Raw genomic sequence first — 12,526 nt, forward strand, 5'->3', positions numbered from 1 at the left:
TGATACCCCAATCAATCAAACCGCTTTATACCCAAATTTCTCAAGCTCAGAATAGATTGTCTTTAAGCGGGGATTTCCTTCTCCGATAATATTCCCTTCTAACAGAACAATCGGATAAAACATATCCTCTTCGATCACTCTTGAAGCAAACTGCTTAACGAATTCATCTTCAGGAGGATTGTGGATATCAACATATTTAATCACGAATGGCTGGTTTGGATACTTACGACTAACAGCAGCCTCAAGCCATTCGTACGTTTCTTTCGATGATGGTAAGTTTACGCAGCTTGGACACAGTATTTCTGCCCCATACACGTAAAGTTCAACAGGTTTTCTCTCCATGTCACTCTCTCCCCTTTGTTTCCCTCTTTGTTTATTTTACAAAAAAAACAGCCGGGTTGGAACGATTATATGTAAATTCTGTACTGGGAATTGCATTTTGAAAATTTCTTATGCAATGTGAAGTTTGGCGAGATTTAAAATGCATGAAAATTAGTGGCACAGAGTGTAGCGGAAAGGAACGGTCCATAATATTACACCACAATTCATTAAAGAACCATTTCCAAAAAAGAAATTCCCAATAGTTTGCAGGTTGATAGATTTTTTGTGAATATGTCATTATAATAGAGAGTAAGGAAAGGAGTAGATAAATATGGCTGAAAACGAAATGATCGCACCTGTTCAGGAAGTATTAGATAAATTACGTCCGTTCCTACTTCGCGATGGTGGAGACTGTGAACTAGTGGACGTTGAAGATGGTATTGTAAAATTACGCCTTCTAGGTGCTTGTGGAAGCTGCCCAAGTTCAACCATCACATTAAAAGCAGGAATCGAACGCGCATTAGTGGAAGAAGTTCCTGGTATCGTTGAAGTAGAGCAAGTATTCTAATACACCATTAATGAAACAGCCTGAATCCTTCATTGGATTCAGGCTGTTTCTTTTTGACTATAGGGATGTTCTCGGTTTCTTTCCCTTTAATACGGCATGAATATTCTCTACACATAAAGCCATCATCCCATAACGTGTTTCTTTAGAGGAACTTCCGATATGAGGAAGTGCGACCACTTGATGTAACTTGAGAAGAGGATGGTCTGCATCGATCGGCTCCGCTTCGAATACATCTAATCCTGCCCCTGCAATATCTCCCCTCTTTAACGCTTGTTCTAAAGCTTCTTCACTTACGATCGGGCCACGGGCTGCATTGATGAAAATCGCTGTATTTTTCATCAATAAGAATTGTTCTTCTTGAAACATACCTTCTGTGTCTTCGTTTAAGGGAGCAAGAACCACGACAAAATCCGATTGAGTGAGGAGTTTCTCCAAAGTTGCATATTGAACACCAAGGTCTTGTTCCACTGCATATTTTCTGGAACGATTATGATATAGAACATTCATATTGAATCCCTTCGCTCTTCTTGCCACAGCTTCACCTATGCTTCCCATTCCGAGAATGCCAATGGTTTTGTGATGAATATCTAAGCCGGCTAATAAAAGGGGTGACCAGCTTTTCCACTTTCCTTCTTTCACATAACGGTCTGCCTCGACGATTCGTCTTGCCGTTGCCATTAATAATGCAAAGGTTAAATCAGCCGTTGTTTCCGTTAGAACATCAGGCGTATTGCATATGGTGATGCCTAATTCTTTTGCCGCTTCAAGGTCTATATTGTCATGGCCGACAGCCAGATTTGCCACGACTCTTACTTGTGGAGATCTCTGTAACAGCTCCCGATCTATCTTGTCCGATAACATCGTAAGTAAAGCAGAGGCACTCTCTGCTTTATGGAGAAGAACGTCTCTTGGTACCGAAACATCTTCATGCTCCCACATGTCAACTTCAAATTCTTTCTGCAAGGGTGCAATGATTGATTCCGGCAATTTTCTTGTAATATAGATGGATGGCTTCATATGTAGTCCCTACCTTCACTCTTTTTCTACAGTTTAGCATAAAAGTGAAGGCCGTTCAGATTGGGAGGGTCGTCGATGTTACAGCCATGCAACAAGGGGAATTCCCCATTTTTTAACGGGAACTTCAGACATATGATAAAAGTCAGACAGGAATGCTTCATATTGGTGGGAATTTTTCAGATAGCGCTCCAGCTTATCTTCAACTACCTTCTTCTTCTGTTCTGATTGTGAAATATAATACTCCTCTATGCACTCGAAATAGTGAAGGGGAAACAAGAGACGTGAATACAGCAGTCTCCAAGAGAATGGTGAGAGTGGGGTAATGGATTCATACTCTCTGATGAATTCCTGGAGCTCAGGATGAAACGTTTGGCTTCTCATGAAATAGCGTTCTCTCACCCACTCTGCTATGTCCCGGCTGCAGTGATCGAACACCCATTGGAATGGAAAATGAATGAACACTTCCGTCCCCCATGTGGATTGAAGAAAACGCTCATGGCAAACCGTTCCCGCATCCTCTGGCTTCGGATCCTCATCAAGCTCCGTATCAACCAGGTACTGGATGGCGTTTTCTGCCAAAGCACTGTAATAAGGGTAGCTCTCAACAAAGCGGCGTTCAAACTCGTCAGCCGGCTGGTCCTGAATAACCTGATAATAAGCCTTCTCTAACTGAGCAAGCCTCTTTTCCCACAGACTTTTCCACTGTCCCATACGATTTATTTTCTCTACTTTTTCTTCAAAGGTCCGTCCCCTGAAATGGAATTTGCTTAACTTTCTGCCCATCTTTTTATCAGGGGGAGATTGGATGCTTTCATTTCGCAGCACCACATAATCTTTATCCTTTTCTACCACAAGGAATCTTCCTTCGTTGCTCTGGACGAAGGTTGAAACATGCCGATCTCCCTGACTTTTTAGGTGTTCTGCCAATTTGTAGAGTTCCACTAAGGTTTCTTGTTCCATATTCGATACGCCCACAATACTATATACTAATCCCCCGACCATATATCGATCCATCATTCCATCAAAAAATGCCCGCTCTGGATGCAATCCAAAATGATTGATTAATATTTCTTGAGACATATTGATCTCTCCTATCTAAAGTAACCATCTTTTTTCACAGGGTGATCCGTGTCAAACAAGTCCTTTTTCATAATGTCAATTCCTTTCAAAATCACTTCATTACCACTCACTCACTTTATATGAAAACAACCTTTATAGACAATTATGAATATCTAAAACTGGAGATGGGCAAGAATGAGAATAGAAGCTATTATTATGTCTATTTTTCAAATGGGAATCATATGTGTAAAACAAGGCTTCGTCTAATCGAAATAGGGGTTTTATAATCTTTCAAAGAAAAGGTGAATAGGATGAAGGATAAAGAATCAATGGATTTATTAGAGAAAACGGCACGTAAATGGCTGCATGAAAGAGGAGTAGAGATTGAAGATATTGCTCAATTGGTCATGTACCTTCAACAAAAGTACCATCCTGATCTTGAACTAAAGGAATGTGTCTATAACGTTGAACGTGTGTTAACGAAGCGGGAAGTGCAAAATGCGATACTAACGGGTATTCAACTTGATATATTAGCTGAGAAAAAAATGCTGGAAGAACCACTTCAGGCGATAATTGAAGTAGATGAAGGTTTATATGGTGTGGATGAAATTCTAGCCTTTTCAATTGTTAATGTATATGGATCGATTGGATTTACAAACTACGGCTATATCGATAAACAAAAGCCGGGAATCCTGGAGAGGTTGAATGATAAATCATCTGGTATGTGTCATACCTTCTTGGACGATATTGTAGGTGCAATTGCAGCAGCTGCATCAAGTAGACTGGCACACCGGGCTAAATGCGCAGAATAAGCCTAGACGGAATAAAATACGTATCCAAATCAGACGACAGGCGTCGTCTGATTTTTTTAGTGAAAGAAGAAGTGTCCTAAAAACTGACAAAATAAATCATACTGTATCCCCTAAAAATCACATAAAACATAAATAGTTCCTTTTCACTAACTTTATTATTGCACATCAATGAATAGTTTTATATAATTACAATTATAGTTGTAATTACCATAAATATAGTTGTATCAAGGACTTCTAAACGAATACACAGCAAATAAAGGCCATCACTTAAACGGGATTAGACGGGTTCACACATACATACAAAAAATAAACAAGATGAAATCACGTCCAACTCCTAAGTGACCTAGCCCTTATCGCTGCATACAAGGAAGCAAAACAGTTAAAACTCAGTAATGATTTTATCATTCTGATCGAACAAGAAATTAAAAAGAGAAAATTAGTTCATTAAAGAATCGTTTGATTGTAGATGTCTTCGTGTTCTTCACAAGTCGGCATGATGTCTTCCCACTGAACGTCAAGAGCACATACAATGGCATTCAACTTGTTCAGGGACGGGTTTGCCTCTCCCTTTTCAATCAACGAAATATAATTAACCGTCAATCCACATTTGTGACTTAATTCTTGTATGGTGATTTCTTTTGCTCTTCTGTGGTACCTTATTTTCTTTCCGACAAGTCCTGTAACTGTAATACTCATTACCTCACTACCCTTTTAAAAATTCTTTAGAAATGACGTGGAATGTTTCGAAAATCAATTATGAAACAGTGACTTTCATTCTTAAAGTTGTTTGCATTCGTAAAGAATAGTTAGAAATTGAAAAGGTATCAATGCTAATAGTCCCCTACTACCTTTGATGTTTACCCTAGATTAATACCTTTACACTTAATTTCGTAATATTTTTTAAAAATATTCTTATTGTTTTTCAGATCCTGTCTTCCTAGTCCTTCTGAGTACTCAAATATGTGTAATGGAAAAGTTAGTTAGAGGAAAAACCATATAATACTTTAGGAGTATAATTCTCGTTCCTGCTATTATTTTACTTGCTACAGTATCTATAGAGGCATAGATATTAGCAAAAAGGACCAATTACGTAGGTCCTTAAGTATAAATAGTATTTTGATTACTTCTTTTAACACTAGTTCTATTTTACTTATACGAACGAGGGTTGTCTATTATGAATGTGTTACTAATTTAAGACATTTTTCTATTTTTGTATTCAGAAGGGCTTATAAGGTGGAGACTGTAAAAACAGCCTCCACTTTTTTATTATTATATATCCCATTCGTCTAATGTATCAATTGTGTAGGTCGGCTGAATATCCTTCGAACTTAAAGCCTCTTTGGTTGTGACTCCAGTGTGAACAAGCAGCGTATCGAGTCCGGCGTTGATTCCAGCCAAAATATCGGTATCATAGTTATCCCCAACCATTAACGTGTCTTCCTTCGGGACCCCTAATACAGATAGGGCTTGCTCCATAATGATCGATTCGGGCTTTCCGATAAAGGTCGGTTCTGTTTGTGTGGAGACGGTGATAACTGACGTCAGGGAACCATTCCCAGGAAGCAATCCTCTTTCAGTCGGAATGGCGATATCTCCATTGGTTGAAATAAAAGTAGCACCATTTCTAACACCCAGGCAAGCGAGAGACAATTTTTCGTAATTAATGTCACGATCTATCCCCACTACTACGAAATCCGGTTTCTCATCCCTAAGAGTAATCCCGCTATCTTCCAGTGCCGAACGAATTCCTTCTTCCCCGATGACATATGCGGTTCCATTTGGTTTTTTCTTTGCTATATACTGAGCTGTCGCCATTGATGTTGTGAATATCTGTTCCTTCGTGGCAGGAATGGCAAAGGACTGCAACTTTTCTGCAACCTGCTCAGGTCTTCTTGAAGAATTGTTTGTTACAAACAGATAGGGTAATCCCTTCTCCTGAAGACGTTTAACGAATACTCCCGCTTCCTCGATCTTTTCTTTCCCTTTATACATCGTGCCATCTAAATCGATTAAGTATCCTTTATATTCTTTCATTGTTTACCTCCATATGATTGTTTTAGTATGCCCAAACACCTTAAAGTCTGTTCTATTTACGATAAAATGTAGCTTTAAATAAAACAAAACGCTTCCTGGTCAGAAAGCGCTGTCATATCTCATTAATTTTTAAATGCGGATACAGGTCCCAGTTCATTTTCAAGGTAGCTGCGAACCTGTTGAGGAAACTTCTCTAACGAGTAGAATACCTCGTTTAAAACCTTATGTAATTGATCATGGTTGACGGCTGTATACTCCTGAACAAGTATCTTACGATTGCCTACAAGAAGCTTGAGGTCTCTACTCATCTTGTCATCGATCACGTTTTCATCCAAAAGAATGTCAATGATGTCTTCATAGCTTCCAGGGTCTCTCATAATGAACCCATCGATCATGCTGTTCCCTACATCAAGTACGGATTCAATGATCGTATGAGCCATTCGCTCCAGGGCTAGTTTTTCTACTATGGAGTTCCATTGATCATTGGAACGAACGATGGTTAACTGCTCACTCATATAAAGCAATATCACTTCAATCTTTTCTCTATCTACGAAATACATGGTGCCACCTCTTCCTGAACGATATCATCACACTTTATTCTAACATAATTTCACCATCACCATACAGGTACATCCTGCAAAACTCACTTCAGTTTGTTATGATGAAATAAGCAGAAAAAGAGGAGGACATCGTCATGAGTGAACGATTTTATTTATACGATGATACAGAAAATACAAAAACACGATTTGTGAGCTTTATGGGGGAAAATCAGCGGTACGACTTAGCTATTACCCAGACAGATCGATATTATGGTAAATCTTTGGTACTAGACCTTCAAGGCAGTCGATTTGCGATCGTTGGCAGAGATGATCTTGATGAACCCGGATATGTAGAAAGTGTATTCAAGTTAACTCTGGAAGAAGCCGATGAATTGAGGGACTTCTTAGGGGAAATCATTTTGTAAAATGTGCACTGAAGAATGAAGTCCACCCCACTCTCACATACTACAAGTATGAAAGGTGGGAGATAAAATGAGTAAAGAACCTAGAGACAAAGAAGAAGAAGTATATAGTGACTTCTCTAATGTTGAAACGTATCGCAATTTTATCGTTCCAGAAACACTTCCTGAAGGACCTTACGGATCTCCGCGGGGAAAGCATACTCCAGTCGAGAACAAAAGCACTCCATGGGAAGAAGGACAACGGTATTACAGTGCCTTCAACTATGAAAACAAATCACTTCATCAGGATATTCCACGTCAGGAGCCTGGGTCTCATCCTGTTCATGCAGACACCGATGTGAATGAAGAACCTCCATATACTGAAAATAAGTAAAAATACAAAAGGAACAAACCAGACGGTTTGTTCCTTTCATCATTATTTATTGACTTTCTTTAAAAGAAAATAAGCGCAGCCAAAATTACAATATTCGTACAAGTAATCCTTATGTGTACTTACCTTTGTATCAAATGACGCTTTTTGATTGTGGTCATCGAAAAATCCCTTTAAACGAAGCTGGCCATATCCCCAATCCCCAAGGATATAGTCGTATTTGCTTAAGATATCGCTATATCTTTCCTTAAATGCTTCCTCGTTGAATCCGTCTCTAAATTCCTCAACGATTTCGTAGCATGTATTCTGCACACAAATCATTTCGTCCACCCACTTTCATTTCCTTATCTTAAATTATAACGGATTGTCCATTAATTACTATGAAAAATTGTCATAAGAGATGGTCACCCTATCAAATAGGGGGTGTTTAAGTTGAATAAATTCATTCTGGGTACAACTGTTTTAAGTATTGCGCTAATCGGAACTGCCTGTGATGGAATCGACACGGCCAATGAGGAAATGTTTCACGACAATGGAAACACCATAAACGTGAATGACCGGGAAGACCTGTACAACGAAAATAGCTGGACCAAAAAAGGAGCCCACCGCGGTGAGGACTTCGGTTATGTTCGCCAACAGAAAAGTCCTACAGGTGGTCAAACCATTTCCACCAAGGATATGTACAGCATCAATCGTGAACAAGTAGCCGACACGATCAGCAAAATGAGTGTGGCTCTTCCTGACGTGAAAGATTGTTCCACTCTTGTCACAGACGAAGAAGTATTGATTTCATATGTGACCGACAAAAAGGATAAAGATGGTCGCTTTGAAGTAGCCGATCAGGTAAAGAAAACAGCCATGTCTGTTATTCCCCGCTGGTACCACGTCTATGTGACTGATGACAAGAGCCTGATGCGGAATGTAGAGAACCTTGCCAAGATGGATAGTGATAGCCGTAACGCCAACACAGCTATCGATGATACCATTAACCTAATGCTGCAGGATTCTCCTCAGGGAAGAAATGTAGACGCAGGTGAAAATCCAAATGGTGAAATGACATCTGAGAAATACGAAATGCAGGACGACGACGTCCATAAAATTAACAAAGATCGCCAAAAACGAAAAGACAACACAGACAACATGGTCGATTAAAAGTAAGATTGGAGGAGGCTGACCAGAGGCGAAGCATTATGGCGTAAATGCTTAAATGCATCCCTTGTCATCCTCTACTTAGCTACAAAAAGGACTGACTGTCAGAGATTTTCTCCTTCAGGTCAGTCCTTTTATATATAAATGATTATGCCTTTTGAACTTCTTGCTCTCCGGCTGCTTGTCTTGCTTTGGCAGCTGCGTTAACTTGCTCATCTGCATGGTATGAAGAACGAACAAGTGGACCTGCTTCACAGTGACTGAAGCCTTTTTGCATCGCTGCTTCACGTAGTTCAGCAAACTCATCCGGGTGATAATATTTCTGTACTTTCAAGTGTTTCTTAGATGGCTGCAGGTATTGACCTAATGTCACAATATCAACATGGTTTGCACGAAGGTCATCCATTGTTTCAAGGATTTCTTCCTTTGTTTCCCCAAGACCGACCATGATACTTGATTTTGTTGGGATATCCGGGTTTAATTCTTTAGCACGACGCAAAAATTCCAATGTGCGGTCATATGTAGCACGGGCACGAACTCTTGGAGTCAAGCGACGAACGGTTTCGACATTGTAATTCATAATGTCTGGTTTTGCATCCATCAGTGTTTTGATGTTATCGAATACTCCACCCATATCAGAAGGTAATACTTCAATTGAAGTGAATGGACTTTTCCGACGAATTGCACGAACTGTTTCAGCAAAGACTTGTGATCCACCATCTTTCAGGTCATCACGGGCAACAGCTGTGATAACTACATGCTTCAGATTCATTAATTGAACAGAATCTGCAACGCGTTCTGGTTCTTTCAGATCTAATTCAGTTGGAAGGCCTGTTTTTACTGCGCAGAATCGGCATGCTCTTGTACAAATATCTCCAAGAATCATGAATGTAGCTGTTCTTCTAGTTCCCCAACATTCATGAATATTAGGACAACGAGCCTCTTCACATACCGTGTGAAGATTGTTTTCACGCATCATTTTCTTCAAGCCCATATAATTATCGTTCGTATTCAGCTTAATTTTAAGCCAATCCGGTTTCCGAATATGTTCATCTTTCTTACTCATACCCCTCATCTCCAATCCTAAATAATTCTGACTTAGGCAAAGAGTGAAACGCTTTCTAGATCGTTCATCTTATGTAAAAAAAGCCATCATCAATATACTTCTTTTGTCACTTTATCATACTAAAAAAGCGAAAACAAGCATGTGATACCCTATTACCATTTATTGATGATTATGAATCCCGGTGAACGATACAAACTAGAAGTAGGCCCCTAAAAATGGAGGGATTATTTTGTACAAACGATTGGTCTTTACCTTTGTGGCTTTTTGCATGTTCATTAGTCCTTGTCAAACCTTTGCAGCAGAAAAGCTGACAGATGAACAGATCCACACAAAGAGAATGGAGTTATTCCAGAAAAGCGAGGCACTTACTCAAATTCCCTGGTACTATCTCGCTGCCATTGATCAGTACGAGAGGAGTCTTCGGTTTGCCCGTAAAGATCGGGAAAAGCCCTCTTCTCTTATATCGATTTATATGGAGCCAGAAAAGTGGGTCGGCCCTCTAAACCCTAATCCGGATGATGACAATCCCGAAACAATCGCTCTATTCAATGGAGTGGGCCGGGATGGAGACTTCGACGGTAAAGCGAGCCTGAAGAGTGATGAAGATATATTGGCAGCTTTGACAGAGGTAATATTGCGGTACGGAATTGACCGGGATAATTTCAAACTTGCTCTGTGGGACTATTACAAACGTGATAAAACGGTCAGTATCATCATGGGAAATGCAAAAATTTATAAGCAATACGGTACAATCCATTTAAACCAGAAAGCCTTTCCCCTTCCCCTCAGGTTCAACTACAGTTATCGAAACACTTGGGGTGATGCCCGTGGTTGGGGAGGAAGACGAATTCACGAAGGGACGGACCTCTTTGCTGATTATGGTGCACCTGTAAGAGCGACATCGTATGGAATCATTGAGATGAAAGGATGGAACCGATATGGAGGCTGGCGGATCGGGATACGTGACATTAATAATACGTATCATTACTTTGCTCACCTTAGTGGTTTCTCTAAAGATCTTCACGTAGGACAAGTGGTTGAACCCGGTATGGTCATAGGCGGTGTTGGGAGCTCGGGATATGGACCTCCTGGAACATCGGGAAAATTCCCTCCCCATTTGCACTATGGGATGTATAAGGATAACGGCTTGACGGAGTGGTCCTTTGATCCATACCCTCACTTACGAATGTGGGAACGACAAGACAGAATCAAAAGCAAAAAACGTTAAAAAAGCAGACAATGGTTATCCCATCGTCTGCTTCATCTTTTTATACCTGTTTTTTGGATTTGGATTTGGAAACAGCGTTCATGATACTAGCTGCTAATCCACCCCAGATGATGACCATCCCTACAACCATCATTGCAATAGCGCTACCAGTCATATTAGCTTACCTCCTTATAGCTCTCAGCTTCTGTTTTTGCATGCCAGCGTTTAAAGGAGAAAGCAACACCGGCGAGGATCGCGAATCCTGCAACAAACCAACCACTGTAAAGAATGAAGGCATCCGAGTAACCACCGTAGTTTCCAGTTTCAGTTTCAAATTCTTTTAGTAGGTTCATTTTGAATAAACCGAACATCATCCATCCAAGGACGATTGGTGTGATGACACCTAAGCATATCTTCCACCATGCACCAAGCTGGATATCAGAGATTCCATTGGCGTGGGATTGAAATGCACCTAACTTGCGTAAGAACCAGGCAATTACTACAACTTCAACTAATCCGGCGAATGCTACACCAAACTGATTGATAAAGTAGTCTGCCGCATCCAGGAACAGTAATCCACCTTGAGTCGCAAATAAGATAGAGATGATTGCAGAAAGTCCTCCACCGAATAGGACGGCTTTTGTACGGGAAACCCCGAACTTCTCAGAAACACCTGCTACATACGTCTCTGTAATCGAGATAAGTGATGACAGCCCTGCTAATACCAGGGAAGCGAAGAACAAGAATCCGAATAATCCGTTAAGGGCCGGGAATTCATTAATGATTTGCGGGAATACCACAAACGCCAATCCAACTCCCCCGCTTACTACTTCCTGAACACCTACACCTTGAGATTGAGCCATGAAACCTAAAGCAGCAAATACTCCAATACCTGCTAATAATTCAAAGCCCGAGTTACTGAATCCTGTGATGAACGCGTTATTTGTAATATCCGATTTCTTCGGAAGATAACTCGAATACGTAATCATGATTGCAAAAGCGATTGATAAACTGAAGAAAATCTGTCCGTATGCTGCTACCCATACACTTGGATCAGCAATTTTGCTGAAATCCGGTTTGAAGAAAGCGTCCAGACCATCCAATGCTCCAGGTAATGTTAAAGCGCGAACAACAATGATTAAGAATAAAATAACTAGTGCCGGAATAAAGATCTTATTCGCTACTTCGATTCCTTTCTTTACACCTTTGAAAAGAATTCCTAATGTAATCACCCAGACCAATACAAGTGGAATGAATACTCCAGGAACGATACTGCCCGTTTGACCAGGATCAACCGTAAGCTTTAAATAGTCATTGAATAAGAATGACTCTGTATCCTTGCCCCAACCTAGATTGAAAGAAAATACACTGTAGGACATCGCCCACGCGATAATGACGGCATAATAGGTAGAAATAACAAATGCAATTAACACCTGCCACCAGCCAAGCCACTCTGATTTCCTATTAAGACGGAAATAAGATAGCGGTGCTGAGCCACGGTACTTATGACCTAATGTAAATTCAAGTACTAATAATGGAATTCCCGCTGTTAGAAGAGCGAATAAATAAGGAATAAAGAATGCTCCTCCACCATTTTCATACGCTACTGCCGGAAAACGCCAAATGTTTCCCAAACCGATTGCTGACCCGACGGCAGCTAGAATAAATCCTGCTCGTGTTCCAAACTGGGCACGATTCTCCATATTGGTCCCCCCTAGTTCTTTTCAACTACCATATTAAGGTATTTGAAATTTTTATATTTTCAGATTATTTATAATCTAAAGTCAGTATAGCTAGTTCCAGGACAATTGTCAAAGCTATTTTTAAGCCTACAGAGAGATTTTTTCAAATTGGGACAGGTACTATTTCACTATATGAATTTTGTCGAAACATGAAGGATTAATGATTGGAAAGGTCGAGGGGGATTTCTTGATACCACCATGGGTTTTAATAAATACCCTG

At 40.2% G+C, this 12,526-nt stretch carries 16 protein-coding genes and 1 pseudogene; 7 read left to right on the forward strand and 10 right to left on the reverse strand.

The annotated features are described in order from the left end of the window. Window positions 1-15 precede the first annotated feature (15 nt). Window positions 16-342, reverse strand: coding sequence for a YuzD family protein (locus AAEM60_RS19120; protein WP_299743742.1), 327 nt, complete (start codon window positions 340-342; stop codon window positions 16-18). Window positions 343-652: 310 nt separating this feature from the next. On the opposite strand from AAEM60_RS19120, the gene AAEM60_RS19125 reads away from it, so the two are divergent. Continuing rightward, window positions 653-889 (forward strand): NifU family protein, encoded by a 237-nt coding sequence (locus tag AAEM60_RS19125; protein ID WP_034763763.1) that lies wholly within the window; start codon window positions 653-655, stop codon window positions 887-889. Window positions 890-946: 57 nt separating this feature from the next. On the opposite strand, the gene AAEM60_RS19130 is transcribed toward AAEM60_RS19125, so the two are convergent. Further along, window positions 947-1,906, reverse strand: coding sequence for a D-glycerate dehydrogenase (locus AAEM60_RS19130; RefSeq protein ID WP_341356886.1), 960 nt, complete (start codon window positions 1,904-1,906; stop codon window positions 947-949). A 78-nt stretch (window positions 1,907-1,984) separates the two neighbouring features. Next, the gene (gene yutH, locus AAEM60_RS19135; RefSeq protein WP_341356887.1) at window positions 1,985-2,986 is read right to left on the reverse strand and encodes a spore coat putative kinase YutH; all 1,002 of its coding nucleotides are present in this window, start codon (window positions 2,984-2,986) and stop codon (window positions 1,985-1,987) included. Between the two features lie 290 nt (window positions 2,987-3,276). On the opposite strand from yutH, the gene AAEM60_RS19140 reads away from it, so the two are divergent. After that, window positions 3,277-3,777: a phosphatidylglycerophosphatase A gene (locus tag AAEM60_RS19140; RefSeq protein WP_113968983.1), complete on the forward strand. Its 501-nt coding sequence runs from the start codon at window positions 3,277-3,279 to the stop codon at window positions 3,775-3,777. Window positions 3,778-4,123: 346 nt separating this feature from the next. After that, window positions 4,124-4,225: pseudogene (sda, locus tag AAEM60_RS19145) on the forward strand (sporulation histidine kinase inhibitor Sda); the annotation flags it as partial. Here the strand turns inward: sda and AAEM60_RS19150 are convergent. The 3 genes from AAEM60_RS19150 to AAEM60_RS19160 form a co-directional block, all read right to left on the reverse strand. Next, window positions 4,222-4,473 carry a helix-turn-helix transcriptional regulator gene (locus tag AAEM60_RS19150; protein ID WP_299743724.1) on the reverse strand — a complete coding sequence of 84 codons (252 nt, stop codon included), beginning with the start codon at window positions 4,471-4,473 and terminating at the stop codon, window positions 4,222-4,224. The pseudogene sda and the gene AAEM60_RS19150 sit on opposite strands and share 4 nt — an antisense overlap. Window positions 4,474-5,046: 573 nt before the next feature. Next, window positions 5,047-5,811, reverse strand: a complete 765-nt coding sequence (locus tag AAEM60_RS19155; protein ID WP_299743721.1) for a TIGR01457 family HAD-type hydrolase — start codon at window positions 5,809-5,811, stop codon at window positions 5,047-5,049. Window positions 5,812-5,933: 122 nt separating this feature from the next. Continuing rightward, window positions 5,934-6,371 carry a DUF86 domain-containing protein gene (locus AAEM60_RS19160; protein ID WP_341356888.1) on the reverse strand — a complete coding sequence of 146 codons (438 nt, stop codon included), beginning with the start codon at window positions 6,369-6,371 and terminating at the stop codon, window positions 5,934-5,936. A gap of 134 nt (window positions 6,372-6,505) precedes the next feature. Between AAEM60_RS19160 and AAEM60_RS19165 the strand changes: the two genes are divergently transcribed. Together AAEM60_RS19165 and AAEM60_RS19170 are read left to right on the forward strand one after the other, a co-directional pair. Next, window positions 6,506-6,775 carry a DUF3055 domain-containing protein gene (locus tag AAEM60_RS19165; RefSeq protein ID WP_299743716.1) on the forward strand — a complete coding sequence of 90 codons (270 nt, stop codon included), beginning with the start codon at window positions 6,506-6,508 and terminating at the stop codon, window positions 6,773-6,775. A gap of 67 nt (window positions 6,776-6,842) precedes the next feature. After that, window positions 6,843-7,145: a cytosolic protein gene (locus tag AAEM60_RS19170; RefSeq protein WP_341356889.1), complete on the forward strand. Its 303-nt coding sequence runs from the start codon at window positions 6,843-6,845 to the stop codon at window positions 7,143-7,145. 42 nt (window positions 7,146-7,187) lie between these two features. On the opposite strand, the gene AAEM60_RS19175 is transcribed toward AAEM60_RS19170, so the two are convergent. Beyond that, window positions 7,188-7,463 (reverse strand): YutD family protein, encoded by a 276-nt coding sequence (locus AAEM60_RS19175; protein WP_299744023.1) that lies wholly within the window; start codon window positions 7,461-7,463, stop codon window positions 7,188-7,190. A 102-nt stretch (window positions 7,464-7,565) separates the two neighbouring features. Here AAEM60_RS19175 and AAEM60_RS19180 point away from each other — a divergent pair, with 102 nt between their 5' ends. Continuing rightward, entirely contained in the window at window positions 7,566-8,294 is a 729-nt protein-coding gene (locus tag AAEM60_RS19180) for a YhcN/YlaJ family sporulation lipoprotein (RefSeq protein WP_299743705.1), read from the forward strand. 145 nt (window positions 8,295-8,439) lie between these two features. Here AAEM60_RS19180 and lipA read toward each other — a convergent pair whose 3' ends face one another. Continuing rightward, complete coding sequence (lipA, locus tag AAEM60_RS19185) at window positions 8,440-9,357, reverse strand: lipoyl synthase (RefSeq protein ID WP_299743703.1); 918 nt, start codon at window positions 9,355-9,357, stop codon at window positions 8,440-8,442. A 268-nt stretch (window positions 9,358-9,625) separates the two neighbouring features. Between lipA and AAEM60_RS19190 the strand changes: the two genes are divergently transcribed. Then, entirely contained in the window at window positions 9,626-10,585 is a 960-nt protein-coding gene (locus AAEM60_RS19190) for a M23 family metallopeptidase (protein WP_341358024.1), read from the forward strand. Window positions 10,586-10,625: 40 nt separating this feature from the next. Here AAEM60_RS19190 and AAEM60_RS19195 read toward each other — a convergent pair whose 3' ends face one another. Next, on the reverse strand, window positions 10,626-10,739 hold the full coding sequence (locus tag AAEM60_RS19195) for a methionine/alanine import family NSS transporter small subunit (protein WP_299743700.1): 114 nt from the start codon (window positions 10,737-10,739) through the stop codon (window positions 10,626-10,628). Between the two features lies 1 nt (window position 10,740). After that, on the reverse strand, window positions 10,741-12,267 hold the full coding sequence (locus AAEM60_RS19200) for a sodium-dependent transporter (RefSeq protein ID WP_299743697.1): 1,527 nt from the start codon (window positions 12,265-12,267) through the stop codon (window positions 10,741-10,743). Between the last annotated feature and the right edge of the window lie 259 nt (window positions 12,268-12,526).

Source organism: Rossellomorea sp. y25, from assembly GCF_038049935.1.
Taxonomy (GTDB): domain Bacteria; phylum Bacillota; class Bacilli; order Bacillales; family Bacillaceae_B; genus Rossellomorea.

Coding starts and splice junctions, on each gene's coding strand:
- AAEM60_RS19155 (WP_299743721.1), bottom strand. CDS start 5,811: ATGAAAGAATATAAAGGATACTTAATCGATTTAGATGGCACGATGTAT.
- AAEM60_RS19195 (WP_299743700.1), bottom strand. CDS start 10,739: ATGACTGGTAGCGCTATTGCAATGATGGTTGTAGGGATGGTCATCATC.
- AAEM60_RS19140 (WP_113968983.1), top strand. CDS start 3,277: ATGAAGGATAAAGAATCAATGGATTTATTAGAGAAAACGGCACGTAAA.
- AAEM60_RS19175 (WP_299744023.1), bottom strand. CDS start 7,463: ATGATTTGTGTGCAGAATACATGCTACGAAATCGTTGAGGAATTTAGA.
- AAEM60_RS19130 (WP_341356886.1), bottom strand. CDS start 1,906: ATGAAGCCATCCATCTATATTACAAGAAAATTGCCGGAATCAATCATT.
- AAEM60_RS19165 (WP_299743716.1), top strand. CDS start 6,506: ATGAGTGAACGATTTTATTTATACGATGATACAGAAAATACAAAAACA.
- AAEM60_RS19120 (WP_299743742.1), bottom strand. CDS start 342: ATGGAGAGAAAACCTGTTGAACTTTACGTGTATGGGGCAGAAATACTG.
- AAEM60_RS19160 (WP_341356888.1), bottom strand. CDS start 6,371: ATGTATTTCGTAGATAGAGAAAAGATTGAAGTGATATTGCTTTATATG.
- lipA (WP_299743703.1), bottom strand. CDS start 9,357: ATGAGTAAGAAAGATGAACATATTCGGAAACCGGATTGGCTTAAAATT.
- AAEM60_RS19125 (WP_034763763.1), top strand. CDS start 653: ATGGCTGAAAACGAAATGATCGCACCTGTTCAGGAAGTATTAGATAAA.
- AAEM60_RS19200 (WP_299743697.1), bottom strand. CDS start 12,267: ATGGAGAATCGTGCCCAGTTTGGAACACGAGCAGGATTTATTCTAGCT.
- AAEM60_RS19190 (WP_341358024.1), top strand. CDS start 9,626: ATGTTCATTAGTCCTTGTCAAACCTTTGCAGCAGAAAAGCTGACAGAT.
- AAEM60_RS19170 (WP_341356889.1), top strand. CDS start 6,843: ATGAGTAAAGAACCTAGAGACAAAGAAGAAGAAGTATATAGTGACTTC.
- AAEM60_RS19150 (WP_299743724.1), bottom strand. CDS start 4,473: ATGAGTATTACAGTTACAGGACTTGTCGGAAAGAAAATAAGGTACCAC.
- yutH (WP_341356887.1), bottom strand. CDS start 2,986: ATGTCTCAAGAAATATTAATCAATCATTTTGGATTGCATCCAGAGCGG.